This window comes from Ruegeria sp. BH8, assembly GCF_056538065.1.
Window position 1 is genome coordinate 205,481 of sequence record NZ_JBQFSP010000001.1, and the last position, 25,813, is coordinate 231,293.

At 58.4% G+C, this 25,813-nt stretch carries 23 protein-coding genes; 13 read left to right on the forward strand and 10 right to left on the reverse strand.

From position 1 onward, the window contains the following. Positions 1-465, reverse strand: a complete 465-nt coding sequence (locus tag ACR0AD_RS01005) for a (2Fe-2S)-binding protein (RefSeq protein WP_480486250.1) — start codon at positions 463-465, stop codon at positions 1-3. A gap of 99 nt (positions 466-564) precedes the next feature. On the opposite strand from ACR0AD_RS01005, the gene ACR0AD_RS01010 reads away from it, so the two are divergent. Continuing rightward, a complete protein-coding gene (locus tag ACR0AD_RS01010) occupies positions 565-1,143 on the forward strand; it encodes a TetR/AcrR family transcriptional regulator (protein WP_480486248.1) in 579 nt (192 codons plus the stop codon). Here the strand turns inward: ACR0AD_RS01010 and kynU are convergent. Further along, on the reverse strand, positions 1,136-2,329 hold the full coding sequence (gene kynU, locus ACR0AD_RS01015) for a kynureninase (RefSeq protein ID WP_480481811.1): 1,194 nt from the start codon (positions 2,327-2,329) through the stop codon (positions 1,136-1,138). The genes ACR0AD_RS01010 and kynU overlap by 8 nt on opposite strands. Before the next feature lie 172 nt (positions 2,330-2,501). Between kynU and ACR0AD_RS01020 the strand changes: the two genes are divergently transcribed. The 6 genes from ACR0AD_RS01020 to ACR0AD_RS01045 all read left to right on the forward strand — a co-directional run bounded on the left by ACR0AD_RS01020 (position 2,502) and on the right by ACR0AD_RS01045 (position 9,224). Next, positions 2,502-2,951: a methyltransferase family protein gene (locus ACR0AD_RS01020; RefSeq protein ID WP_267364290.1), complete on the forward strand. Its 450-nt coding sequence runs from the start codon at positions 2,502-2,504 to the stop codon at positions 2,949-2,951. A 129-nt stretch (positions 2,952-3,080) separates the two neighbouring features. Then, a complete protein-coding gene (locus ACR0AD_RS01025) occupies positions 3,081-4,652 on the forward strand; it encodes a Re/Si-specific NAD(P)(+) transhydrogenase subunit alpha (RefSeq protein WP_480486246.1) in 1,572 nt (523 codons plus the stop codon). A gap of 13 nt (positions 4,653-4,665) precedes the next feature. After that, positions 4,666-6,120, forward strand: a complete 1,455-nt coding sequence (locus ACR0AD_RS01030) for an NAD(P)(+) transhydrogenase (Re/Si-specific) subunit beta (RefSeq protein WP_209504484.1) — start codon at positions 4,666-4,668, stop codon at positions 6,118-6,120. Positions 6,121-6,275: 155 nt separating this feature from the next. Beyond that, a complete protein-coding gene (locus ACR0AD_RS01035) occupies positions 6,276-6,632 on the forward strand; it encodes a VOC family protein (protein ID WP_209504483.1) in 357 nt (118 codons plus the stop codon). A 109-nt stretch (positions 6,633-6,741) separates the two neighbouring features. Then, positions 6,742-8,019, forward strand: coding sequence for a DUF3422 family protein (locus ACR0AD_RS01040; protein WP_209504482.1), 1,278 nt, complete (start codon positions 6,742-6,744; stop codon positions 8,017-8,019). A gap of 68 nt (positions 8,020-8,087) precedes the next feature. Next, the gene (locus ACR0AD_RS01045; RefSeq protein WP_480481808.1) at positions 8,088-9,224 is read left to right on the forward strand and encodes an MFS transporter; all 1,137 of its coding nucleotides are present in this window, start codon (positions 8,088-8,090) and stop codon (positions 9,222-9,224) included. A gap of 6 nt (positions 9,225-9,230) precedes the next feature. On the opposite strand, the gene ACR0AD_RS01050 is transcribed toward ACR0AD_RS01045, so the two are convergent. From ACR0AD_RS01050 to ACR0AD_RS01060, 3 genes are all read right to left on the reverse strand, one after another. Next, positions 9,231-10,211 carry an ABC transporter permease gene (locus ACR0AD_RS01050; protein ID WP_267366742.1) on the reverse strand — a complete coding sequence of 327 codons (981 nt, stop codon included), beginning with the start codon at positions 10,209-10,211 and terminating at the stop codon, positions 9,231-9,233. Beyond that, a complete protein-coding gene (locus tag ACR0AD_RS01055; RefSeq protein ID WP_209504480.1) occupies positions 10,204-11,211 on the reverse strand; it encodes an ABC transporter permease in 1,008 nt (335 codons plus the stop codon). The genes ACR0AD_RS01050 and ACR0AD_RS01055 overlap by 8 nt, the downstream gene beginning before the upstream one ends. 93 nt (positions 11,212-11,304) lie before the next feature. After that, the gene (locus tag ACR0AD_RS01060; protein WP_480486243.1) at positions 11,305-13,011 is read right to left on the reverse strand and encodes a peptide ABC transporter substrate-binding protein; all 1,707 of its coding nucleotides are present in this window, start codon (positions 13,009-13,011) and stop codon (positions 11,305-11,307) included. A 285-nt stretch (positions 13,012-13,296) separates the two neighbouring features. Here ACR0AD_RS01060 and ACR0AD_RS01065 point away from each other — a divergent pair, with 285 nt between their 5' ends. Genes ACR0AD_RS01065 through ACR0AD_RS01085 form a run of 5 tightly spaced genes read left to right on the forward strand, consistent with a single transcriptional unit; the run spans position 13,297 to position 19,865 of the window. Beyond that, positions 13,297-15,117, forward strand: coding sequence for an ABC transporter ATP-binding protein (locus ACR0AD_RS01065; RefSeq protein ID WP_480486241.1), 1,821 nt, complete (start codon positions 13,297-13,299; stop codon positions 15,115-15,117). A gap of 4 nt (positions 15,118-15,121) precedes the next feature. Continuing rightward, positions 15,122-16,288 (forward strand): acetylornithine deacetylase, encoded by a 1,167-nt coding sequence (gene argE / locus ACR0AD_RS01070; protein WP_480486239.1) that lies wholly within the window; start codon positions 15,122-15,124, stop codon positions 16,286-16,288. Positions 16,289-16,331: 43 nt separating this feature from the next. Beyond that, positions 16,332-17,498: a M20 aminoacylase family protein gene (locus tag ACR0AD_RS01075; RefSeq protein ID WP_267362903.1), complete on the forward strand. Its 1,167-nt coding sequence runs from the start codon at positions 16,332-16,334 to the stop codon at positions 17,496-17,498. A gap of 15 nt (positions 17,499-17,513) precedes the next feature. Then, entirely contained in the window at positions 17,514-18,677 is a 1,164-nt protein-coding gene (locus ACR0AD_RS01080; protein ID WP_480481803.1) for a M20 aminoacylase family protein, read from the forward strand. A gap of 24 nt (positions 18,678-18,701) precedes the next feature. Further along, positions 18,702-19,865, forward strand: a complete 1,164-nt coding sequence (locus ACR0AD_RS01085; RefSeq protein WP_267362899.1) for a M20 aminoacylase family protein — start codon at positions 18,702-18,704, stop codon at positions 19,863-19,865. A gap of 42 nt (positions 19,866-19,907) precedes the next feature. Here the strand turns inward: ACR0AD_RS01085 and ACR0AD_RS01090 are convergent, their stop codons facing one another. Both ACR0AD_RS01090 and moaA read right to left on the reverse strand, forming a co-directional pair. Further along, a complete protein-coding gene (locus ACR0AD_RS01090; RefSeq protein WP_480486238.1) occupies positions 19,908-21,230 on the reverse strand; it encodes a 3-deoxy-D-manno-octulosonic acid transferase in 1,323 nt (440 codons plus the stop codon). Positions 21,231-21,233: 3 nt separating this feature from the next. Continuing rightward, positions 21,234-22,241, reverse strand: a complete 1,008-nt coding sequence (gene moaA / locus ACR0AD_RS01095; protein ID WP_480486236.1) for a GTP 3',8-cyclase MoaA — start codon at positions 22,239-22,241, stop codon at positions 21,234-21,236. Between the two features lie 90 nt (positions 22,242-22,331). Between moaA and ACR0AD_RS01100 the strand changes: the two genes are divergently transcribed. After that, positions 22,332-22,763, forward strand: a complete 432-nt coding sequence (locus ACR0AD_RS01100) for a hypothetical protein (RefSeq protein ID WP_209597710.1) — start codon at positions 22,332-22,334, stop codon at positions 22,761-22,763. Here ACR0AD_RS01100 and ACR0AD_RS01105 read toward each other — a convergent pair. Genes ACR0AD_RS01105 through glmS form a run of 3 tightly spaced genes read right to left on the reverse strand, consistent with a single transcriptional unit; the run spans position 22,751 to position 25,812 of the window. After that, a complete protein-coding gene (locus tag ACR0AD_RS01105; protein ID WP_480486234.1) occupies positions 22,751-23,437 on the reverse strand; it encodes a DNA alkylation repair protein in 687 nt (228 codons plus the stop codon). The two genes, ACR0AD_RS01100 and ACR0AD_RS01105, sit on opposite strands and share 13 nt — an antisense overlap. A gap of 5 nt (positions 23,438-23,442) precedes the next feature. Further along, the gene (locus ACR0AD_RS01110; RefSeq protein ID WP_209597707.1) at positions 23,443-23,985 is read right to left on the reverse strand and encodes a pyridoxamine 5'-phosphate oxidase family protein; all 543 of its coding nucleotides are present in this window, start codon (positions 23,983-23,985) and stop codon (positions 23,443-23,445) included. Between the two features lie 3 nt (positions 23,986-23,988). Continuing rightward, positions 23,989-25,812, reverse strand: a complete 1,824-nt coding sequence (gene glmS, locus ACR0AD_RS01115) for a glutamine--fructose-6-phosphate transaminase (isomerizing) (RefSeq protein WP_480486231.1) — start codon at positions 25,810-25,812, stop codon at positions 23,989-23,991. Position 25,813 lies beyond the last annotated feature (1 nt).

Here is a 25,813-nt window from a genome sequence, read left to right on the forward strand (position 1 = left end):
TTACGCCTCCTTCAACTTGGAGGCTGCGTCGTGGATCGCGGCCCGGATGCGGGGGTAGGTGCCACAGCGGCACAGGTTTCCCTGCATCGCCTCATCGATCTCTGCGTCCGTGGGCGCAGGGATTTCCGCAAGCAGGGCAGCGGCCTGCATGATCTGGCCCGACTGGCAATAGCCACATTGCGCCACCTGATGATCAGCCCAGGATTGCTGGATCGTAGCCAGTGCTTCTGGCGTGCCGACGCCTTCGATTGTGGTCACGTCACCCCAGACATCCGACAGCGCCACTTGGCACGAGCGTACCGCCTCGCCATCGATATGAACTGTACAGGCGCCGCAAGCGGCGACGCCACAGCCAAACTTGGTGCCGGTCAGGCCAACCTCATCCCTCAGAACCCAAAGCAGGGGAACATCATCCGGCAGGTCGATCTGGTGAGGAATTCCGTTAATCTTTAGGGCTGTCGCCATGGCGCACCTCTTGTTGCTGTGGCTGGTTTCTGACATAATGGGTGTAAAGTGTCAGTCTGTCAATTGACAAATTAAACAAAAAATGTCAGAGATTTGCGTATGAAAGATACGAGTGACGAATCCCGGCAGAAAGCGATCCTTGCATCTGCTTTTCAGGCTTTTTCCGCATACGGGTTCCGCAAGACCTCGATGGATGACATTGCGCGCGGTGCGGGGATGTCGCGGCCAGCGGTCTACCTGTATTACAGGAACAAGGAAGCGATCGTTCGCAAGTTGACCGAACGGCACTACGAGGAAAAGACCGCAGCGGTGGCCGAGGCGCTGAACAGCGAAGGCTCGGTTTCGGACATTGCCAAAAAGGCGATCCACGCCCAGACCGAGGGCATGGCTGCGATTTTGGCGTCGCCGCATGGGCTTGAGATGCTGGACACGACCAAATCCATGGCCATCGACATTGTCGAACGGGGCGAAGGGGAACTTGCCGCGCTTTATGCCGAATGGCTGAGGCGAGAGCAGGGTGCTGGCCGCGTTCGTCTGTTCGACACGCCTGAAGAAACGGCGAAAACACTTACGGTCACGCTGAAGGGGATCAAGCTGACTGCGTCAGACGCCGAGGAATTTGAAAGGCGCACCAACCAGTTGGCGGCCCTGATCGGGGCCGGGCTGGAAATCAGGTAACGCGCTGCCGGGTTTTGTACTCGGGCGTGTCCCAAAGCTTGTTCTGCATGACATCCGCCAGAATCCCGACTGCACGCTCGACATCGCTTTCATCGATATACAGCGGCGTGAAACCAAACCGCATTGTGTCAGGTGCGCGGAAATCTCCGACGACACCACGCGCGATCAGCGCTTGCATCGCGGCGTAGCCTTCCTTGAAGCGGAATGAAACCTGACTGCCACGCTGCTCGGGCGCGCGCGGACTGTCCAATTGCAAGTCTGGGCAGGTCGCCTCGACCTGACGAATGAAAAGCTCGGTCAATTCAATGGACTTGGCGCGCACATCCGCCATGTCGGCCATATCCCAGATGTCCATGGCCGCCGAAAGTGCGGTCATTTGGATGATCGGAGGTGTTCCCACGCGCATACGCTCAATCCCGCTTCCGGGGCGATAGTCCAGGTCAAAGGCAAAGGGCGCTTCGTGCCCCAGCCAACCAGACAGGGCCGGGCGCACACTATCTGCAAGTCGGGGCGCAACATAAATGAACGCGGGCGCACCGGGGCCGCCATTGAGGTATTTATAAGTACACCCGACTGCGAAATCTGCATTGCACCCTGCAAGGTCAACGGGGATGGCCCCTGCGGAATGCGCCAGATCCCAAACCGTCACGACACCGTTGGCGTGGGCCAGTTCCGTCAGTGCCTTCATGTCGTGCATCCGGCCCGTGCGGTAATCCACTTCGGTCAGCATCAGGACTGCGACCTCTTCGGTGATTGCATCTGCGACGTCCTGCGGGTCGACGACGCGCAGTTCGTATGGGCTCCCAAGGGATCGCAGCAGGCCATCGACCATGTACAGGTCTGACGGAAAGTTCCCATTGTCAGAAAGCACAACCTTGCGGGCCGGGTTCAGTTCAAGGGCAGAGGACACGGCCTGATAAACCTTGATCGACAGGGTATCGCCGGTCACGACGCTGCCTGGCTCGGCTCCGATCAGGCGGCCAATTCGATCTCCAAGCCCTGTGGGAAGGCCCATCCAACCGGCTTTGTTCCAGCCGGTGATCAGCATTTGCCCCCATTCCTCGGTCAGCATGTTCTGCACACGAGACGCAGCCGTTTTAGGCAGCGGGCCCAAAGAGTTGCCGTCCAGATAAATCACGCCCTCGGGCAGGTCGAACATGGCTTTGGTTGCTGCAAAATCGGTCATGAAGGCTCACTCACTTGTGTGGTCGTCTTTTGTTGCATTTGGGGTAGCCGATCCTGACATGTCTGTCTATCGATGCGACATACTGGTCTTTTGCTAATCTGGCCGAAAAACGGTAGGACGTCGGTCAGAAGCGACATATACCCGACACTGTCGTCGTTCATGAGGGCTTAGAATGCGCTGGATAGATGTACCGCCAGTTTGGTTGATCGCTTTTGCGGTGCTGGCATGGGCACAAGCCAGATACATGGCGCTGGGCCTGTCACTTGAGAGCGGCCTGACCGACCTTCTCAGTGGAGTTCTGATCGGCGGTGGCGTTCTGATGGCCGTTCTGGCCATTGTCGAGTTTCGCCGCCATAAAACAACCGTCATTCCCCATGAGACACCGACCGCGATGGTGCAAACGGGCATCTACAAACGCAGTCGAAACCCGATCTACGTCGGGGACGTACTGATTCTTGCGGGTTTGATTCTGCGGTTTGACGCCGTGTTGTCACTGGTTTTGGTTCCGGTCTTCGTCTGGGTGCTGGAGCGCCGGTTTATCCTGCCGGAAGAAGACCGCCTGCGCCGGCAGTTCCGCACGGATTTCGCACGCTATGAACGCAAGACGCGGCGTTGGATCTAAAGTGGCTGATCTTGTGATGTCACGTAAAAAATGCTGCGCTTGCGAAATAATGTTGCGCAGGATACATCTTTGCTTAACAAAGAATACCGACCACCCGCTCGGACAGAGTAAAAATTAGGGGGACTGCCAGTGAAGATAGGCACGCCAAAGGAAATACTGGACGGTGAGAACCGGGTTGCAATGACGCCCGACTCGGCCGTGCAATTGCAGAAACTGGGCTATGAGTGCCTGATCGAGAAAGGCGCGGGCGCGGCTGCCGGTTTTTCGGATGCCGCATACGAGGCCGTAGGCGTTGAGGTGGTCAAGACCGCAGCGTCGCTGTGGAAGACTGCGGATATCATTGCCAAGGTTCGTATCCCGACTGAGGCCGAACTGAAACGGTTGACCAAGGGCAAGACCCTGATTTCGTTCTTCAATCCTGCGGGCAACGAAGAAGGAATGGAGCTGGCCAAATCCAAGGGCGCCAACGTGATCGCCATGGAGATGGTGCCACGCATCTCGCGCGCGCAGAAGATGGACGCGCTGTCGTCGATGGCAAATATCGCAGGCTATCGCGCCGTGATCGAAGCAGGCAACAACTTTGGCCGTTTCTTCACCGGCCAGGTGACCGCCGCCGGTAAAGTTCCTCCTGCCAAGGTGCTGATCGTTGGGGCCGGTGTGGCCGGTCTGGCCGCAATCGGGACGTCCACGTCGCTGGGCGCGATCACCTACGCGTTCGACGTGCGCCCTGAAGTGGCCGAACAGGTCGAATCGATGGGGGCTGAGTTCGTCTATCTGGACTTCGAGGAAGAGCAGCAGGACGGCGCGGCCACAGGCGGGTATGCCTCGGTCCAGTCGGAAGAATTCCGCAACGCCCAGCTGGCCAAGTTCCGCGAACTTGCGCCCGAGATGGACATCGTTATCACCACCGCACTGATCCCCAACCGTCCGGCGCCCAAGCTGTGGCTAGAGGATATGGTCAAGGCGATGAAGCCGGGTTCGGTCATCATCGACCTTGCAGCCGAGCGTGGCGGTAACGTCGAAGGCACCGTGCCGGATGAGAAAGTTGTCACCAACAACGGCGTGACCATCATCGGTTATACCGACTTCCCCAGCCGGATGGCGGCGCAGTCGTCGTCTCTGTACGCGACCAACATCCGTCACATGATGACTGATCTGACGCCTGAAAAGGACGGCCGGATCAATCACAACATGGATGACGATGTGATCCGCGGTGCGACTGTAACGCATGAAGGTGAAATCACTTTCCCGCCACCACCGCCCAAGATTCAGGCGATTGCGGCGCAGAAGAAGCCCGAGGTCAAGGAACTGACCCCGGAAGAGAAAAAGGCGCAGGAGATTGCGGCCTTCAAGGCGCAGACCAAGCAGCAGTTTACATTGTTGGGTGTTGGTGGCGCGCTGATGTTGCTGGTGGGGCTGGTTGCCCCGGCCAGCTTCATGCAGCATTTCATCGTCTTCGTGCTGGCCATTTTCGTAGGCTTCCAGGTGATCTGGAATGTCTCGCACAGCCTGCACACACCGCTGATGGCGATCACCAACGCGATCTCGTCGATCATCATCGTCGGGGCTTTGATGCAGATCGGATCGGGGTCGTTCCTGGTCATTCTGCTGGCGGCACTGTCCGTTTTCATGGCCGGGATCAACATCTTCGGCGGCTTCCTCGTAACCCGGCGCATGCTCGCCATGTTCCAGAAATCTTAAGGAGGCCGGGCACATGGAATTTGGCTTCACCACTGCCGCCTACGTTGTTGCGGCTGTTTTATTCATCCTTTCCCTTGGCGGGTTGTCGAACCAGGAAAGCGCCAAGCGCGCGGTCTGGTACGGCATCGTCGGTATGGCGTTGGCGGTCTTTGCCACGCTGGTTGGCCCCGGTTCTGGCCTGTGGCTTTTGTCGATCCTGCTGATCATTGGCGGCGGTCTGATCGGTCAATACGTGGCGCAGCGCGTCCAGATGACCGAGATGCCGCAACTTGTGGCCGCGATGCATTCGCTGGTAGGTCTGGCCGCGGTGTTTGTGGGTTTCAATGCGCATTTTGAGATCGGCAACGTGGCGCAGGTCCTGGCGATTGCGGATACGGCGAAAGAGGCGGATCTGCATGATCTGGGCACCTTTGCCAAACTGATTGCCAAGAAGACGCCGGCCGAGCTGGCAATCCTTCATGTAGAACTGTTCCTGGGCATCTTTATCGGTGCGATCACCTTTACCGGTTCGGTCGTGGCCTATGGCAAGTTGGCGGGCAAAGTGACCTCGGCGGCGACAAAGTTGCCCGGTGGTCATGCGCTGAACGCAGCGGCGGCGGGTCTCTCGCTGATCTGCTTGATCTGGTATACCTCGTCCGGTGGGCTGCTGCCGCTGATCCTAATGACCCTGGCCGCGCTGTTCATCGGTTATCACCTGATCATGGGCATCGGTGGCGCGGACATGCCGGTGGTTGTGTCGATGCTGAACAGCTATTCGGGCTGGGCCGCGGCGGCGATTGGTTTCTCGCTGGGCAATGACTTGCTGATCGTGGTCGGTGCGCTGGTGGGCTCAAGCGGTGCAATCCTGTCCTACATCATGTGCAAGGCGATGAACCGTCACTTTGTCAGCGTGATCCTGGGCGGCTTTGGTGGCCCGCAGGGTGAACAGATGGCCGTTGAGGGCGAGCAGGTGGCCATCGAGGCGGATGGCGTTGCTGCAGCCCTGAACGATGCCGACAGCGTTATCATCATTCCCGGTTATGGTATGGCGGTGGCGCAGGCACAGCAATCGGTCAGTGAACTGGTCCGTAAGCTGCGCGCCAAGGGTAAAGAGGTGCGTTTTGCGATCCACCCGGTCGCGGGCCGTTTGCCGGGCCATATGAACGTGCTGCTGGCCGAGGCGAAGGTGCCCTATGATATCGTTCTGGAAATGGACGAGATCAATGACGACTTCCCGGATACGGATGTGGCCATCGTCATCGGCTCGAATGACATCGTGAACCCTGCGGCGCAGGAAGATCCCAACAGCCCGATTGCCGGTATGCCGGTTCTGGAATGCTGGAAGGCCAAGCAGGTCTTCGTGTCCAAACGCGGTCAGGGTACAGGGTATTCGGGTATCGAAAACCCGCTGTTCTTCAAGGAAAATACCCGCATGTTCTATGGCGACGCCAAAGCATCGCTGGACAAGCTGCTGCCGATGATCGATTGATCCACCGGTCTGATCCAATTGCAAAGGGCGCCTTTGGGCGCCCTTTTCTTTACTTGTACCATTGGGGGCTTTGCCCCCAAACCCCCAGGATATTTATGGCCAGATGAAGCGGGCGGGTTGTGGTATGATAGACATGCGTATTGTTGGAGCGAAGCATGGAGAAAGTGAACGGTATAGGGGGCGTATTTTTTCGGGCCAGTGATCCTGAGGCATTGAGCCGCTGGTACGAAGAACATCTGGGTGTAAACCACTATGATCCGGTACCCTGGAAGCAGCGCGAAGGGTATACGGTGTTTGCACCTTTCGCGAAAGACACTGAGTATTTCGGAAACCCGGATCAGCAATGGATGATCAATTTTCGGGTCGACGATCTGGGCGCGATGATACAGCAGCTTGAAGCTGCCGGAATCGCTGTTGAGACTCGCCCCGACTGGGACAGTGAGATCGGAAAGTTCGCGCGGCTTCACGATCCGGAAGGTAATCCGATCGAGCTGTGGCAGCCAAATCAATGAGATAGTCGGTTTGTATACCTTTGTATTCGTGTAAGTGTATGAAATAAAATAAGAATTGATGTATCCGAGTTGTGACGTATAGTGCGGACACCGCTATCGGAGCCTCGGAATGACGCCAATCGATGATCACCCGCTGCGCTATGCGCTGGCCAATGAACTTCACGCCCGCCCGTTTCCGGCTGCCGATACGCCGTGCACGGTCGCCTTTCTTGCGATCAAGAAGCCGGAAGCAGCCGTCGCTCGGGACCGCAGTCAGGATATCGCCCACCTGATTGATCTGCTTGACCGACATGGGGCGCAACATCCGCAGCCGGGGGCCACGCATTATGCCGGGCAGATCGGACGCCATTGGTTGAAATGGGAGCAGCACACAGAGTTTGTCACGTATACGGCGATTGTGCCCAACGTTAGCGGCCGCCCTTTCAACCCCGCCGATTTCGAGGTTTTTCCCCCGGATTGGCTGATGGCCAGCCCGGGCCAGAGGATCACTTCGTTGCTGATGCGGGTGGTACCGCGCCCGGAAGATGCGGCTGTAAAGGTCGCTCTGGCTGATTGGTTCGAACCTGAAAGTCTTGCCGTGTCTCGGGTGTTGGATGCTTCGGCAATTTGCGCTAGCGATTTCCGTATCGACCCGGCTGGTCACATGCGTTTTGCGCTGTTCGTGACCGAAGGCACGGGCACGCGCCGCACAGGGCGTATTATCCAGCGGCTGTGCGAGATCGAGACATACAAGGCGATGTCGATGCTTGGCTTTGCCCGCGTCAAACAATTGGCCCCCCGGATCGAGGAACTGGACGCCCAGCTGGCGAAGCTGATGGTTGAAATGACAGATGACACCACACCACCAGATGCACTGTTGCCTCAATTGCTGGCCACATCGACCGAGCTCGAGACCATTTCGGCCCGCAGTTCGTTCCGGTTTGGGGCAACCGGCGCTTACGAGGCGCTGGTGAATCAACGGATCGACGTCCTGCGCGAGGAAAGGTTCGAAGGTGGTCAAAGCTTTGCCGATTTCATGATGCGCCGTTATGATCCTGCGATCCGTACCGTGAAATCAACAGAACGCCGCCTGCAGGCGCTGTCTGACCGGGCCATCCGTGCGGGTGAGTTGTTGCGCACTAGGGTGGACGTCGAGCGGAGTGCACAAAATCAGGCCCTGCTGGAAAGCATGGATCGTCGGGCCGATCTTGCCTTGCGCTTGCAACACACGGTCGAGGGGCTTTCTGTGGTGGCCATCAGTTATTATGCGGTCTCACTGGTTGGCTATCTTCTGTATCCGTTGACGGCCACCGGTATAAGCAAGGGAACGCTGACGGCGGCGGCGACGATCCCGGTAGTGGCGGGCGTATGGTTCGCCGTTCGGCGCATCCGCAAACGCCTGGGGTAAGCTGCAATTGCCAATTTGCGCCCAACCTGTAGAACGGGTGGGGCGGGCAGACAGCACGAGGTTCTCTGTTGATTGGTGTTTTCTCGGCATGGCGGGCAGTTGCGGCCATGTTCATCCTGAACGGGGCCTTGTTTGGCATCTGGGCCTCGCGCATTCCGGCCGTGCGCGACCGGTTGGACTTGTCTCATGACGCGTTGGGGTACGGGTTGTTGTTCATGGCGGCCGGGGCCGTCTGTTCCTTTCCGGTCACAGGGCGGTTGACGGATCGGAATGGCGCTGTTGCGATTACCCGGATTGTGGCCGTTCTGTACACGCTGTCGCTGGTTCTGCTTGCTGTGGCTGGCGGGTTTTGGGCGCTGGCGTTTTGTTTGTTTGTTTTCGGCGCGTTCCACGGATCGATGGATGTGGCAATGAATGCCTGGGCCGCCGAAGTCGAGCAGGCTTATGACAAACCCGTAATGTCATCATTCCACGCCATGTGGAGCCTTGGGGCCGGTCTTGGCGCGCTCAGCGGATATGTGGCTGTTCAGATGGGGCTGACGGTTCTGGTGCACTTCCTAGTGGCGGGTGGCGCGGTTGTCGCCTTCGCGCTGGCCTTGTCGTGGGTGCGCTGGACGTCGAAACGGTCCGATCGGCCGCAAAGCTCGGTTTTTGCTTTGCCCTCGGGCGCGCTGATACTGGTCGGATTCGCCGCCATGTGTGGTGCATTGGGTGAAGGCGCCGTCGCGGACTGGAGCGCGATTTTCCTGCGAGACGTGTCCGGTGCGCCCGAAAGTGTTGCCGCATTGGGCTATGCCGTGTTTTCCGTGGCGATGGTTGCGTTTCGACTTGCAGGTGCTGTTGTCATCACTTGGTTTGGTCCTGCCGCCACGGCTCGGTTTGGCGGGATCTGCGCGGCACTGGGCGTTTTCGTTGTGGTTTCTTCGGTCGTGCCCTTGCCCGCATTGGCGGGGTTTGCGCTGATGGGTATAGGGTATGCGGTGATCATGCCGCTGGCGTTCAGCCGTGCAGCCAGCGATCCGCATGTGCCGCCGGGGCAAGCCATCGCGAGTGTAGCTACGCTGGGATATGGCGGGCTGTTGATTGGGCCGCCGCTGATCGGATTTTTGGCGGAACTGTTCGGCCTGCGTCTGGCGTTCGCCGTGCTGTTGCCATTGGCCGTTCTGATCGTGCTGTTGGCCGGCGCGCTGAAGCGCGCCGACTAACTTGTTTCAGCGTCCGCGAATGCGGGGATCCAGCGCGTCGCGCAGACCATCACCCAGATAGTTGACGCTCAGAACAGTCAGCGAGATTGCCAGACCGGGCCAGAATACACGCTCGGGGTATTGCTGAAGATAGTCGACACCATCAAACAACAGGCGGCCCCATGTCGGGAAGTCGGGCGGGAAGCCCAGCCCAAGGAAGGACAGCGCGCTTTCGGTGATGATCGCTGTGGCAATCCCCAGTGTTGCCGACACCATGATCGGCGAAAGAACGTTCGGCAGGATATGCCGCGTGATGATCTGGCTGTTGCTGGTGCCGATGGAGCGTGCGGCCAAAACGAATTCACGTTCCTTGATGGCCAGGACGTCACCGCGCACGATCCGTGCAGTCGGCATCCATGAGGTGATGCCGATGGCGCAGACGATCAGGATGAAGATCCCGCGCTCCAGCCCGAAAGCCGCTGACAGGGGCTCGCGGAACAGAAGCATCATGACCAGCAGCAAAGGCAGCAGGGGCAGGGCCAGAAACAGGTCGGTCAGGCGCATCAGCGGCCCATCGAGCCGCCTGAAGAATCCCGCCAGAACGCCGATGAACGAACCCAGAAACAGCGCCAGCAACATTGCGGTTATGCCAACCGAGACTGAGGTTTGACCACCCGACATCATGCGCGCAAGAATGTCGCGACCCAATTGGTCGGTGCCAAAGGGATGCGCCCAACTGGGCCCCTGATTGCGCGACCGGATATCGATCTGGGTTGGATCAATGCTCCACAGATACGGGCCCAGATAGACACCGGCAACGATGATGATAAACAGGATCGCCCCGACCATTGCGCCTTTGTGGGTCTTGAACTGATCCCAAACATCGCGCCATTGGCTGCGGGGAGGGGTGGCCAGTTCTTCCATCACGTCGGCTGTCGGCAAGGCGGTTGAAGCTGGTGCAAGTCCTTCGTCCGGGACCAGCGTATCGGTACGATCATGATCAGTCATATCGAATCCTCGGGTCCAGAATGCCATAAAGTACGTCAGCGATCAGGTTGAACAACACGATCAGTACGGCGAAAATAAAGGTCAGGGTTTGCACCATCGGCAGATCATTGGCCTGAATCGCGCCGATCAGCAACTGCCCGATTCCGTTCACCTTGAACACCTGCTCGGTGATGATGGCGCCACCAAAGATGGACGGAATACCCAGCGCGATCACGGTGACCACCGGAATCATCGAGTTTCGCAGGACGTGAACCATGACCACGGTATATTCGCTGAGACCCTTGGCGCGGGCGGTGCGAACGTAATCCTGATTGAGGTTATCCAGCATGGACGCGCGCATGAACCGGCTGAGCTGCGCGGTGATCTGCAAGGCCAGAACCATGACCGGCATGATCATCTGTTTGAGCTGCACAACAAAACTGTCCCAGCTGTTGACCACCAGCGTGGTGTCATAGATCGACGGGAACCAGCCCAACTGAACCGAAAAGATCACGATTACCAGCACGCCCGAGAAAAACGGCGGGACCGAGAAGCCGACCATTGACACGAAGGTACCCATCTGGTCGAACCAGGAATATTGGCGGTAAGCCGAGTAGATGCCGATGGGCAGCGCGATCAGGATGGCGACCACATAGGCGGTGCCGACAACCCACAAGGTCTGCGGGATACGCTGAACAACTATGTCCATGACCGGCGAGCGGGTCTGCCATGAAATCACGCGCAGGTCGCCTTCGGAGAAGGTTGTACCGAATACAGAGTCGACCAATACCTGTGGTTCTATCCAGAAGAACTGCACGATCCATTTCCAGAACCGGATATGCATCGGCTGGCCGAGGCCAAGCGCCTCGCGCATCTTCTCTTTGACTTCCGGGGGAACGGTGAGTGGAACCTGTGCCATCGGGTCGCCAGGGGCAAGCTCGAGCAGCAGGAAGATGACGAGGCTGATGAACAGCAGTGTGGGCACGGCCAACACCAGTCGTCTGATTGTAAAGTTGAGCATTCAAAGGCGCCTTTGTTGATGCGTCTTCTTGTTGGAGCGGCCTGCAAATGACTGCGCCCCGAAGATCGGGGCGCGGCTTGGCAGGTTTAACGCTTAGGACCCGGTCTTGCGGTACCAGTCCGCAACGTTCCAAAGCTCGCTGTCCCAAGTGTTCAGGATCACGCCACCCAATGTGTTGGAATGTGCAGAGACCCGTCCACGATCAACCAGCGGAACCACGACATAGCTGTCCTTGGTCAGCATATCGTTGAGTTTACGGGCAATTTCGCCACGCTTTTCAAGCTCGCCAGTGCGGCCCAGTTCGGCCACCAACTTGTCGTACTCGGCATCACAATAGCGGTTGATGTTCTCGCCCTGCCACTGGCTTTCCGGTTTGGGTGCTTTGTCGCAGGTGTGCTGCGCAAGATAGCTTTCCGGATCGGTGCCATCGAAGTTGTTGGCGTACATTTCAACGTCTGCATAGAAACGCTGGAACGTGTCCGGGCTGCCCGGGTCACCACCAAAGAAGACCGACGCGTTGATGTTGCGCAGCTCGGTTTCGACACCGATCTGGCTCCACCATTCCTTGATCAGCGCCTGGAAGTCCTGACGAACGGCGTTGGTCGAGGTTTGATAGACCAGCGACAGTCTTACACCATCCTTGGCGCGGACACCGTCAGCACCTTTCACCCAACCGGCTTCTTCCAGCATCTGGTTCGCGCCGTCGATGTCCTGTGTCAGACATTCGGTGTTGTCGCTTGCGTACAATGCCGGGGCCGGTACCAGGTTGCAGGTCGGGCGACCGGCTTGGCCGTAGCCAATCTCAACCAGCAGATCACGGTCGATTGCCATCGACAGTGCCTTGCGAACCGCCAGTTCCGACAAGGCCGGGTGCGGATGTTTTGCGGTTGAACGTTCACCTTCAGGCAGGCTGGGGGACGGATCCGTCATGTTCATTTCGATCCGTTCAACCAAGGTCCCGAACGCCGCGATCGGAGTACCCTTGCCGCCTTCTTTCATTTGCTCGATGACTTCGGGCGCCAGTTGCAGGTTCCACGCATAGTCGAATTCGCCGGTTTCCATCACAGCACGGCCAGCCGCTGTCGCATCACCGCCACCTTTGAAGGTCAGCGTGGCAAAAGCGGGCTTGTTCGGGTCACGATAGTTCGGGTTGGCCGACATGGTGATCACGTCGTTTGGCTTGAATTCGTCCACCACAAACGGGCCGGTTCCGATCGGGCCAAAGTTCTGATCTGTACATTCGGGCGCCTTGGAGCCCATGCAGTTCTGAAACTGGGCCATCTGGATAATTGGCGACTGGCCACCCATGAATGGGCCATAGGGGTTCGGCTTTGGTTCGGCAAAGTTGACCTTAATGGTCAGATCGTCGATTGCCTCGACGCTTTCGACGCCTTCAAACTTGGCAAGCTGGGCGCAACCACCTTCCGGATGCATGCAATAGTCGGCGGTGAATTTCACGTCGGCCGACGTCACGGGCGATCCATCGGACCAGACCAAACCGGATTTCAGTTTCCACGTGATCGATTTCAGATCCGACGAAACACCACCGTTTTCCACGGTCGGGATATCCTCGGCGAGATAGGCTACAAGGTTCCCGTCTTGGTCATAGCGACCGAGCGGCTCAATCACCAACGAAGCCGATTCGATATCTTTGGTGCCCGAGGACAGGTACGGGTTCAGGATCGACGGAGCCTGCCAGTAAATGATGCTGACATTGCCGTCCGATCCACGCTCGGCCATAGCCACAGGGGCCATCGCCGTGCTTGCAATCGCACCAAGCAAAAGGGTTTTGATTTTCATAAGTTACTCCCAAGTTGGACACGTTCGTGTCTCGATTATCTCCGCAAGGCCTGCGGGTTTGGCGTTGCCGCCCCAAGGTAAGGTTCTGATCAACAAAGATAATAGCGCTAACGATTTCGGTCTGCGCCGCCTCCCCAGGTCGGTTACATGGCGTATCGAAACAGAACCTGAGAAAAATGCAAGTAGTGCCGTCGCGAAAATGTGTAATGGGTTTGACTTTTCCCGGCGGCCCGCCTTAGCGTTCGGAATTCAGAAAAAGAATACCGTCGTCAAGGGAGCGCGCGCGTGCTGGATCAGCCTATTGCACAGATTAAAAAACTGCGGGTGGAGTTTCAGACGAAGGATGGCCCCGTTGTCGGTGTTGAGGATGTCTCGTTCGAGGTCAAACCGGGTGAAACCGTTTGTATCGTTGGCGAATCGGGCTCGGGGAAATCGGTGTCGTCGCTGTCGCTGATGCGGCTGGTCGAGTTCGGAGGTGGCGAAATCGCGGGTGGTGAACTTCTGTTTGACCGCCGCAACGGGAGCGAGATGGACCTGTCCAAAGCCGATCCGGATCTGATGAAACAGATTCGCGGCAACGAGATCGGGATGATTTTTCAGGAGCCGATGACGGCGCTTAATCCGGTTTTTACCGTTGGCCGCCAGTTGACCGAAGGTCTGCGCATCCACAAGCAGATGTCAAAGGCACAGGCCGAGGACCGGGCGCTTGAGTTGCTGCGCCAGGTTCGCATTCCCGAGCCCGAGCGTCGTCTGAAACAGTACCCGCACGAGCTGTCGGGCGGGATGCGCCAGCGTGTCGTCATCGCGATGGCCATGGCCTGCGAACCCCGCCTGCTGATCGCCGATGAACCCACCACAGCGTTGGACGTGACCATTCAGGCCGAGATCCTGGCCCTGATGGATCGCCTCAAGCGCGAAACCGGAACTGCGGTGATGTTCATCACCCACGACATGGCCGTGGTTGCCCAGATGGCTGACCGTGTTGTTGTCATGTATCGCGGCAACAAGGTCGAAGAGGGGACCGTCAAGGAAATCTTTGAAAACCCGCAGCATGATTACACCAAGGCCCTTTTGGCCGCAGTACCGAAGCTGGGTGAAATGCAGGGCAAGTCGGCACCTGAACCGATGAAGTTGCTGGGTGTCGAGGGGCAGAAAATTGCGCCCATTCCCGGAACCGAAGAAGTTTTGTTGACCGTAAAGAACCTGACCACGCGGTTCCCGGTCAAAGGTGGTCTTCTGCGGCGCACGATCTCGAACGTTCATGCGGTCGAGGATGTGTCATTCACACTGAACAAAGGTCAGACACTCAGCCTTGTGGGCGAATCCGGGTGCGGAAAGTCCTCGGCCGGGCGTTCGATCCTGCGGCTGGTCGAGCCGATGGCGGGCGAGGTCAATCTGGACGGTGTCGATATCATGAAGCTGGACCCGTCCGGCCTGCGCAAGGCGCGGCTGGACATGCAGATGATCTTTCAGGACCCGTTCGCCTCGCTGAACCCACAGATGCAATTGGTCGATCAGGTTGCCGAGCCGATGCGCAACTATGGCGTGGCGTCGGGATCCGAGTTGCAGGACCGCGTCGCGCAGTTGTTTGACAAGGTGCAGCTGCCGCGCAGCTTCATGCGTCGTTTCCCGCATGAAATGTCCGGAGGACAGCGCCAGCGGATCGCGATTGCCCGCGCACTGGCCCTGAACCCCAAGCTGATCATCGCGGACGAGGCGGTCTCGGCCCTCGACGTGTCGGTTCAGGCGCAGGTTCTGAACCTGATGATGGAGCTGCAGTCCGATTTGGGGCTGTCCTATCTGTTCATCAGCCATGACATGGCCGTGGTTGAACGTGTCAGCCATTATGTTGGTGTTATGTATCTGGGCCGCATTGTGGAACTGGGCCCGCGTGCGCGTGTGTTCGAAAACCCGCAACACCCCTATACGCAGGCATTGATGAAGGCAGTTCCGATTGCTGACCCGAACAAGCGAAAGACAGAAAAAGACCTGAACTTCAAACCGATCCCGTCACCGATTCACCCTGTCGACTACAAACCGGAACCCTCGCAATATCAAGAGGTTGAGCCGGGTCACTTTATCCTGACCACCGACAGTGGGTATTGACACGATGGCCAGGCGCCTGACGCCGCTTGAGATCATGACCAAGCTGATCTCATTCCCAACCGTGAGTCGTGACACCAACCTGCCATTGGTCGACTGGGTGGAAGAATACCTGCGAAGCCATGGGATCACGTCACACCGCTGGCCTGATCCGGATCAGCCGCATAAGGCGGCGATCTTTGCGCATGTCGGCCCTTTTGAAGAAGGCGCAGTTGTGCTGTCCGGGCACACGGATGTCGTACCGGTTGACGGGCAACCCTGGGACACCGACCCCTTCACCGTGACCGAGGAGGACGGCAAATATTTCGGGCGCGGCACCTGTGACATGAAGGGATTTGATGCGCTTGCCATCTGGGCGCTGGTCGAGGCGCATTACGCACGTGTGAAACGACCGCTCCAACTTGCGCTGAGTTTTGATGAGGAAGTCGGGTGCACCGGAGCGCCGCCAATGATCGAGGCGATGCAGGGCGTTCTCCCCAAAGGCTCGGCGGTGGTTGTGGGCGAGCCATCGATGATGCAGGCGGTGACGGGTCACAAGGGTGGGTTCGGCTTTGACACCCATATGGTCGGGTTCGAAGTTCACAGCTCGATCATGCACACAGGCGTCAACGCCATCATGGCGGCGGCCCCGTTGATCGACTGGGCCAACCAACAGAACGCGCGAAACATGGCGACGCAACCCAGTACCGTTGCTGCCGTGTTCGATCCACCCTGGACAACCTGCCACGTCGGTATGATTGAAGGCGGAACAGCCCATAACATTACCGCCAAAGACTGCCGGTTCATGATGGATTTCCGGACTGTGCCCGATGAAACACAGGCCCAATGGCGCGATGCCTATTTCGAACAGGTTCGGCAAGTTGAGGCTCAGATGCAGGCCGTTCACCCGGATACCCGCATCGAACTGACTGAAAACTTCGCGATTCCGGGGTTGATCCCGGAAGAGGATGGTGAAGCCGAAGCTCTGGTACGCGCCCTGACCGGAGACAACGCAAGCCATGTGGTCAGTTATGGGACCGAGGCAGGCCAATTTCAGGAGGCCGGGTATTCTGCCGTGATATGCGGACCCGGAGACATAGCGCAGGCCCATCAGCCGAATGAGTTCATTACGATTGAACAATTCGAAGCCGGTCATAAATTCATGCAGCGATTGGTTGAAAAACTATGCGTCTAGCCCGGTGTAATACGGTGCCAGCGGTTGAGAGAAAGGTCTTGAGATGCCCGTAAAAAACAGACTTGCGGAAATGCATGGCGAGATCACCGAATGGCGTCGCCACCTGCACGCCCATCCGGAGCTGATGTATGACGTCCATGAAACTGCGGCGTTTGTCGCTGCCCGTCTGAAAGAATTTGGAGTGGACGAGATCACTCCGGGCGTTGGCAAAACGGGCGTTGTCGGGGTGATCAAAGGGCGCACGGATACGCAGGGGCGCGTCATCGGCCTGCGTGCAGACATGGACGCGCTTCCGATTGAAGAGGCGACAGGGCTGGACTATGCCTCGACCGTGTCGGGCAAGATGCACGCCTGTGGACATGACGGGCATACTTCGATGCTGCTTGGGGCCGCGCAGTACCTTTCCGAGACGCGCAATTTCGATGGCACCGTAGTTCTGATCTTTCAGCCTGCCGAGGAAGGCGGGGCCGGCGGTCTGGCCATGTGTCAGGACGGGTTGATGGACCGCTGGGGCATTCACGAGGTCTATGGCATGCACAATATGCCCGGTCTTCCGGTGGGAGAGTTCGCAATTCGACCCGGTGCGTTGCTGGCCTCGTCCGATGAGTTTGAAATCACCGTCACTGGCAAGGGCGGACACGCCGCTGCACCGCATGAGGCGGTGGATACAACGCTGGTGGCCTCGCACATCGTTGTTGCCTTGCAATCGGTGGTGTCCCGGACCGTTGACCCGATCAAGCGAGTTGTCCTCACCGTTGGGACGTTTGTGACGGACAGCGTAGCGTCGAACGTGATCGCTCATACGGTTCGTTTGCAGGGAACCGTGCGGACACTTGACCCCGAATATCGCACAATCGCCGAAGAACGCGTGCGCCGGATCGCCGAGGATACGGCCTCGGCCTTTGGCGCGAAGGCGGAAGTTATCTGGACACCGGGATACCCGGTGACAGTGAATTCCGAGGCTGAGACGGGCTATGCGGCCGAGGCGGCAGCAGCGGTTGCGGGCAAGGTCAATGACAGCACGGACCCGATCATGCCGTCCGAAGATTTTGCCTATATGCTTGAAGAACGCCCCGGCGCGTACATCTTTATCGGGAACGGGGATACGGCCATGTGCCACCACCCGCAATACAACTTTGACGACGACGCGATCCCCGCCGGTTGCAGCTGGTTTGCCGAGCTTGTGGAACGACGATTGCCTGTCGCATGAAACAGGGAGAATGACATGCCGATCAAGAACCGTCTCGCAGAGATGCATGATGAGATCACCGGTTGGCGGCGTGACATTCACCAACACCCGGAAATTCTGTACGACACCCACCGCACCAGTGCGCTGGTTGCGGAAAAGCTGAACGAGTTTGGTTGCGACGAGGTCGTGACCGGCATCGGTCGCACCGGAGTCGTCGGGGTCATTCGCGGCAAAAGCGACACGCGGGGCCGTGTGATTGGCTTGCGCGCCGATATGGATGCCCTGCCGATGCAGGAACAGACCGGGTTGGACTATGCCTCAGAAATACCGAATGCGATGCATGCCTGCGGTCATGACGGGCATACTGCGATGGTTTTGGGGGCCGCCAAGTATCTGGCGGAAACCCGCAACTTTGATGGCACGGCAATTGTGATCTTTCAGCCTGCCGAAGAGGGTGGGAATGGCGCCGAGGCCATGTGCAAGGACGGTCTGATGGATCGGTTCGGCATTCAGGAAATCTATGCGATGCACAATGTGCCGGGTGTTCCCACCGGGCAGTTTGCCATTCGCTCAGGCCCGTTGCTGGCAGCGGCGGACGAGTTTGACATCCAACTTGAAGGGCGCGGCGGCCACGCGGCAAAACCTCATCAGACGATTGATACAACGGTGATGCTGTCGCAGCTGATCGTGGCGTTGCAGACGATCGTGTCGCGCAACGCGGATCCGATTTTGCAGGCCGTGCTGTCTGTGACCTCGGTCGAGACATCTTCGAAAGCGTTCAACGTGATCCCGCAATCGGCGCGGATACGCGGCACCGTTCGGACCCATTCCAACGAGTTGCGCGACCTGATCGAACAACGGCTGAAGGAAGTCTCGGAAGGGACCGCTGCAACATTTGGCGGGTCCGTGAACCTCACCTATACGCGCGGTGTTCCGGTGACGATCAATGCCGAAGCCCAGACGGGATATGCAGCAGAGGCTGCGGTGTCGGTTGGGGGCAGTTGCATTGAAGCGCCGATGGTGATGGGGGGCGAGGATTTCTCGTTCATGCTGGAAGAGAGGCCCGGGGCATTCATCGTTTTGGGCAACGGTGACAGTGCCGGGCTGCATCACCCCGAATACAATTTCAATGACGAGATCATCCCCATTGGGTGCTCGTGGTTTGCGGAAATGGTCGAGCGCCGGATGCCGGCGGCTTGACCTGAATCAGGAGAGAGAAAAGACATGCCAGTTAAGAATCGCTTTGCCGAATTGCAGAATGAAATCACAGAATGGCGAAGGGATTTGCACGAGAATCCAGAGATCCTGTTTGAGACCCACCGCACCAGCGCGAAGGTGGCCGAGAAGCTGAAGGAGTTCGGATGCGATGAGGTTGTGACCGGTATCGGACGTACCGGCGTTGTGGGGGTGATCAAAGGCAAGTCGGACAGCAAGGGAAAGGTGATCGGCCTGCGCGCAGATATGGATGCGTTGCCGATACATGAGGCAACGGGGCTGGACTATGCCTCGAAAACGCCGGGTGCGATGCATGCCTGTGGCCATGATGGGCACACCGCGATGCTGCTGGGGGCGGCAAAGTACCTGTCGGAAACCCGCAACTTTGACGGCACCGTTGTCGTGATCTTCCAACCTGCTGAGGAAGGGGGCGGCGGGGGCCGCGAAATGTGCGAAGACGGCATGATGGACCGCTGGAACATTCAGGAAGTCTACGGCATGCATAACTGGCCGGGACAGCCTGTCGGCAAGTTCGCAATCCGACCGGGGTCGTTCTTTGCGGCAACCGATCAGTTCGACATCACCTTTGAGGGTCGCGGCGGACATGCGGCCAAACCGCATGAGACCGTGGATACCACAGTTCTGGCAGCGCAGGCTGTCCTTACGTTGCAAACGATTTCTTCGCGCAATGCCGACCCGATTGATCAGGTTGTGGTGTCAGTGACATCGTTCGAGACGTCATCCAAGGCATTCAATGTGATCCCTCAGACCGTGCAGATCAAAGGCACGGTGCGCACCATGAGCAAGGGCATGCGGGATCTGGCTGAAAAGCGGATCAACGAGATTTGCAACGGTGTTGCGGCCACGTTTGGCGGCACCGCTGACGTGACCTACATTCGTGGATATCCGGTGATGGTGAACAGCGACGAGCAAACAGAGTTTGCGGCGGACGTGGCCCGGTCGGTGTCCGGTGATTGCGACGAGGCACCTTTGGTCATGGGGGGCGAAGATTTTGCCTTCATGCTGGAGGAACGCCCAGGCGCTTATATTCTTGTGGGCAACGGTGACACCGCAATGGTTCATCACCCGGAATACAATTTCAACGACGAAGCCATTCCGGCCGGATGCAGCTGGTGGGCGGAGATTGTCGAACAGCGGATGCCAGCTGCCTGATGGAGAGGGTGGGGGCTCTGCCCCCACACCCCCGGGATATTTCTAGCCAGATGAAGCGGGATCCTCTGCTTGCAGATCAAGCACCGTGCAGAGGGTTTCGACGACGGCATCCAAGGCGGTCGATTGCGTATTGACGCAGGATTGTGCAGCCCTTCGGGCCGCTTGAAGGGCATTCTGGTCCGACAACCAATGTGAAACGGCCTCAGAGAGGTCAGCGGATGTCTGGACCTCGACAGCGCCCTTGGCGTCGATCAGCGGGGCAAAGGTTTCTGCAAAGTTGAAATACCCCGGGCCGGTGATCACGGCGGCCCCGACCTGTGCCGGTTCAAATGGGTTGTGTCCGCCAATTTCTTTCAGTGACCCCCCAAGGAAAACGATCGGGCAAAGCGCGTACCAGGTTCCGGTTTCGCCCAGTGTGTCGGCAACATACACCTGCGTCGTATCTGTGATCGGTGCGTTTTTTGACCGGAAGGACGCCTTGAGCCCCGCGTTGTTCAGAAGTTCTGCAACCTCACCGCGTCGTTCGGGGTGGCGTGGGATCAGAAGCAGCAGAAGGTCGGGCCAATGCTGCAACAATGCTTTGTGGGCTGCCAGAACGCTGTCTTCTTCTCCGGCATGGGTGGAACTGGCGATCCAGACCGGTCTGGCGGCTAATTGCGCGCGAATGTCATCCAGCGTGTTCTGGTCCACAGGCAGAGGATCGGACATGGCCTTGAGGTTGGTGCCGGGCTGCACGCGTTGGGCAGGGGCACCCATGGCAATCAGGTCGGCAGCTGTTTTGTCGTTTTGCGTCAGGAACAGGCGAAACTTATTCAGAATAAACCTTGCCGTTTTAGGGCGCTTCTTCCATCCGGCGACAGATTTGTCCGACAATCGAGCATTCAGCAGAGCCAGTGGAATGTCGCGCCCTGCGCTTTCGACAATCAGCCGCGGCCAGATCTCGCTTTCGACGAAGATCCCGGCATCGGGTTGCCAATGGTCCAGAAAGCGTTGGACCGAGTTGGCTGTGTCAAGCGGCGGGTACTGGTGCCGGGTGCGGGGCGGCAAGCGCTTTTCGATCAGGGCCGCTGAGGTTGGCGTGCCTGAGGTGATCAGAAACTCGGTTTTGGGAAGGCGGTCGGCCAGCCGATTGATCAGAGTGAGGACCGACAGGCTTTCGCCGACACTGGCGGCGTGGAACCAGATCAACTGCCCTGCGGGGCGGGGCATACTGGCATGGCCAAGACGCTCCTGTTGGCGATTGGCTGGTACACCGGCAGCCTCAAGTTTCTTTCGGACGGTTCTCCAGACCAGAGGTGCGGCCAGAGAGATCAGGGCGCAGTACAGATGGTACAGCGCTGTGGGGCGGTCTTTGTGATCCGGCATGTATCAGCCGCCTGTATGGCTCATGTGGCGGCTCATTCGGCCATCGACTGACTGGCGGGAATAGTCGAAGTCGTGACCTTTTGGTTTCAGGTTGATCGCCGCGCGGATGGCATCTTCAAGCGGCTGTTCGGTGTCGGGGTAATCCCGCAATGCGCCGCGCAGATCCGCCATGTCCTCCTGCCCCAGACACATATAGAGTTCACCGGTGCAGGTCAGGCGCACGCGGTTGCAGCTTTCGCAGAAATTGTGAGACAGGGGCGTGATGAAGCCGATCTTCTGACCGGTTTCTTCCAGCCTGATATAGCGGGCCGGACCGCCAGTGCGTTCAGCCAGATCCGTGATCGAGTAATGGTTTTCGTACTCTTTGCGCACATCCTTGAGCGACCAGTACTGATCCAGTCGATCCTCGTTGCCGATATCGCCCATCGGCATGACCTCGATCCAGGTCAGGTCCATATCACGCTCGGCGCACCATTCGGTGATCTTGGGCAGTTCGGGTTCGTTGAATCCCTTGAGTGCAACAGCGTTGATCTTGATCCGCAGCCCTGCCTTTTGCGCCGCGTCGATGCCGTTCAGTACCTGTTTGAGGCGGCCCCAACGCGTGACTTTTGCAAATTTGTCGTCATCCAGCGTATCCAGGGAAACATTCACGCGGCGCACACCGGCGGCATAAAGATCTTCGGAAAAGCGATGCAACTGCGAACCGTTTGTCGTCAGCGTCAGCTCTTTCAACGCACCGCTGTCCAAGTGGCGGGTCATGGCGTTGAAGAAGGTCATGATATCACGACGAACCAAAGGCTCACCGCCGGTAATGCGCAGTTTCTCGACGCCCATTCTTACAAAGGCCGAGCACATGCGATCCAGCTCTTCCAGCGTAAGAAGGTCTTTCTTGGGCAGAAAGGTCATGTTTTCGGACATGCAGTAGACGCAACGAAAATCACAGCGGTCCGTGACGGAGACGCGGAGATACGTGATAGCGCGGGCAAACGGGTCGATGAGCGGAGCAGACATGCGACATAGGTAAAGCTGTAACCTGCCTGCGACAAGTGCGAACTGCGCTTTGCACTGGATCACACCCGCATGGGGTTGTAGTTTCCGGGCATGAAAAAGGCATTTGTTTTTCTATGCGTTGTTTTGACCGGGTGCGACACTGTCCGGGCAACGACGGAACGTGTGTTCGGGTCGGGGGACGAGGCGGCTGTGGCCGTATCGGATGTCGAAACTGCGCCAGTTGTCGCTGAGGAAGTTCTTCAGCCCGAGCCTGTTGCGGCACGCCCCAGTTGGGTCGGGGCCAAAACAACCATTGCCGGGCTTGGTGATCCGACCACACCAGGGCGCTGGATGCAGACGCCGCTGGTCGATAGCGAGGTAACGGCGCGGGTTGTTGTGCCCAGAACCGGCGCGCAGGCCTATATCACCCTGGTTCCTGCCGCAGGCCCGGAAAGTAGCGGCAGCCGCTTGTCGCTGGATGCCATGCGGGCCCTTCTGGTGCCATTAGACGAACTGGTCGAAGTCGCGGTCTATGCCGACTGACTTTTCAGGTATTTGGCTGCTTCGCGGCGGGCGAACGGTTTCATGGCATCGCCATGTCTGTCCATAAACGCGATCACACGTTCGGGGTCGTGTTTGGACAGTTCACGCAGCCACCAGGCAATTGATTTCTGAATGAACCAGTCGCGGTCAGGGACATATCCGGCGGCCCAGCCGAGGATACGGTCGCGGCGTTGCAGGTCTTCGGGCTTGGGGTGGTTCTGTTTGGTCCAGGGCAGGGTTGCTACAAGAGCCGCGCGCCGGGTCCACATGTGATCGGACTGTGTCCACTGTTCGATGGCATTCAGCCTCTCGGGGTTGGCCATCAGTCGTTTTTGCATCGCCATGCAGGCATGATCGGCGACGGCCCAGGCGTCAAAATCCGGTAGCCAGCTTTGAAGTAGGTCCCAAACCTGATCGTCGGGCCTGATACGGGCCTGGGTTAGAAGCTTGGCCGCGGCAAGGCGCCCTTCGTGGATATCGGTTTGCCACAGCGCCTGGGCCAGCGCGACGCGTTTGTTCACATCCAGCTCTTGCCGCCATGCTTTGGTCAGATCGTTGAGAACCGGATTGGCGACACCCAGATAGACGCGATCCGCCTTGTGATAACTGGCCATCTGACCCGCACGTTCCGGGTCGGCATGGGCTTTGATCTGATCAAGAAAAGGGGTCAGCATTGGGGTCAGACCGGAACGCCTGTTGGCTTGCCGTCAATCGTCTGGCTGTTTTTTTCGGCCCAATAAGACCGGATGTCGCCGTCCGTCTTGCCATCGACCCACTTCTGCATCGTGTCGCGGTCGGACTGGAATTCCATGAACGGCACTGCATACCCGCAAGAGGTCTGAACCATTTCAATCGTCTGGTCGTAGATCTGCCGGGCGCTGCGGTGGTTGGGGAAGAGATTGGCCAGTTCGGCCCAGCCCTCATCTCCGACGTGCAGAGTGCGGGCCGTTCCATATGTGCGCAGGATCAGTGGGCGCGTGGTGAAGGCGCACCACATCAGTGTCATCCTGTTGACCTGCAAAAGATGCCCCGCAGTTTCGTTGCCGCTGCCGGTCAGGTTCATCCAGACGATGCGGTTTGGTCCGACCACCCGCAGCGAGTCCATACCTTTGGGTGAGATATTGACCTTTCCCTCGGACCCGGCGGTGCCGACGAAGAACATATGCTGATCTTCGATGAACTTTTGATGCGCGTCATCAAGCCGGGGAAACTGCTTGGCCATAATTCACTCCACCGTTACCGACTTTGCCAAATTGCGCGGCTGATCCACATCCGTGCCCTTGGCCACCGCCGTGTGGTAGGCCAGCAACTGTGCGGGAACCGAATAGAGGATCGGCGCAAGACTGGTGTGAATATGTGGCATCCGGATCGTGCTCCAGACTCCGTCTCCGGCCTCGTCAATTCCATCATCATCAGACACTAGGATCACTTTGCCTTTGCGCGCCATCACTTCCTGCATGTTTGACACGGTCTTGTCGAACACTGTGTCACGGGGTGCCATGACGACAACAGGCATATGCTTGTCGATCAGGGCGATGGGTCCGTGTTTCAACTCGCCCGATGCATACCCTTCGGCGTGTATATAGCTGATTTCCTTGAGCTTCAGCGCCCCTTCCATTGCCAGAGGATACATCAGGCCACGGCCCAGGAACAGAACGTCGCGCGCTTCGGACAGGCGTTGGGCTGCTTTGCGGATCGCCCGGTTCTGATCCAGTGCCGTGTTCAGCACGGTCGGTAACCCACGCAGCGCAGCGGTGTGATCGGCGATTTCCTCATCGGTCAGAGTGCCGCGGTCGGCCGCTGCCTTGAGCGCCAGCATCAGTAGAACACTTAGTTGACAGGTGAAGGCCTTGGTCGAAGCCACACCGATTTCAACGCCAGCATGGATCGGCAGGGCGATATCGCTTTCCCGAGCAATCGAACTTTCAGGGACATTGACGACAGAAACGATCTTGTCCGCCTTGCCCTCGCAATAGCGCAGCGCGGCCAGGGTGTCCGCGGTTTCTCCTGACTGGCTGACAAACAGCGCCAGTGTGCGACCCGTGATCGGAGGTTCGCGATAGCGAAACTCGCTGGCGATATCGACCTCGACCGGCATCTTGGCCAGTTGTTCGAACCAGTATTTCGCGGTCAGGCAGGCGTAAAACGCGGTGCCGCAGGCGACCATGGTCAGGCGGTCCAGCTTGCTGAAATCCAGCTCGGCGTTGGGGAACACCACTCGATCACCGCCCGTGGGCAGGTAGGATCGGATGGCCTCGGCCACGACGATAGGCTGCTCAGCGATTTCCTTGGCCATGAAATGCTTGTGCTCGCCCTTGTCGGCGCGCGCATGATCCAGCTTGATCTTGCGCTTTTCCCGGTTGGCCAGTTCACCGGCTTCGTTGCGGATTTCCAGCGATGTTCGGGTCAGAACCGCGCGGTCGCCTTCCTCAAGATAAGTGATCTGGTTGGTCAGCGGCGCAAGGGCAATGGCGTCCGAACCCACATACATCTCACCATCCCCGTGGCCGATGGCCAGGGGTGATCCTTTGCGGGCGGCTATAATCAGGTCGTCCTCACCATCGAACAGGAACGCAAGGGCGAAAGCACCTTCCAACTTGTCGATGGTCTTGAAGGCGGCCTCGACCGGGGACATGCCTGTGTTGAGGTGATGTTCCGTCATCAGCGCGACGGTTTCCGTGTCGGTTTCGGTTTTGAAGGCGACACCGTGTTTGGCCAGTTCGGCCCTCAGGTCGCGGTAGTTTTCGACAATTCCGTTGTGAACCACGGCCACCGGGCCCGCCTTGTGGGGATGCGCGTTGTTGACGGAAGGCGCACCATGTGTGGCCCATCGGGTGTGACCAATGCCGGATTTACCGGGCAGCGGATCATGCACCAACAGATCGCTGAGGTTGACCAGTTTGCCGACCGCACGCCGACGACCCAGGACACCGTCATTAACGGTTGCAATCCCGGCGCTGTCATAGCCGCGATATTCCAGCCGTTTCAGGGCTTCTACCAGAATAGGGGCCGCTTCATGCTGGCCCAAGACACCTACAATTCCACACATA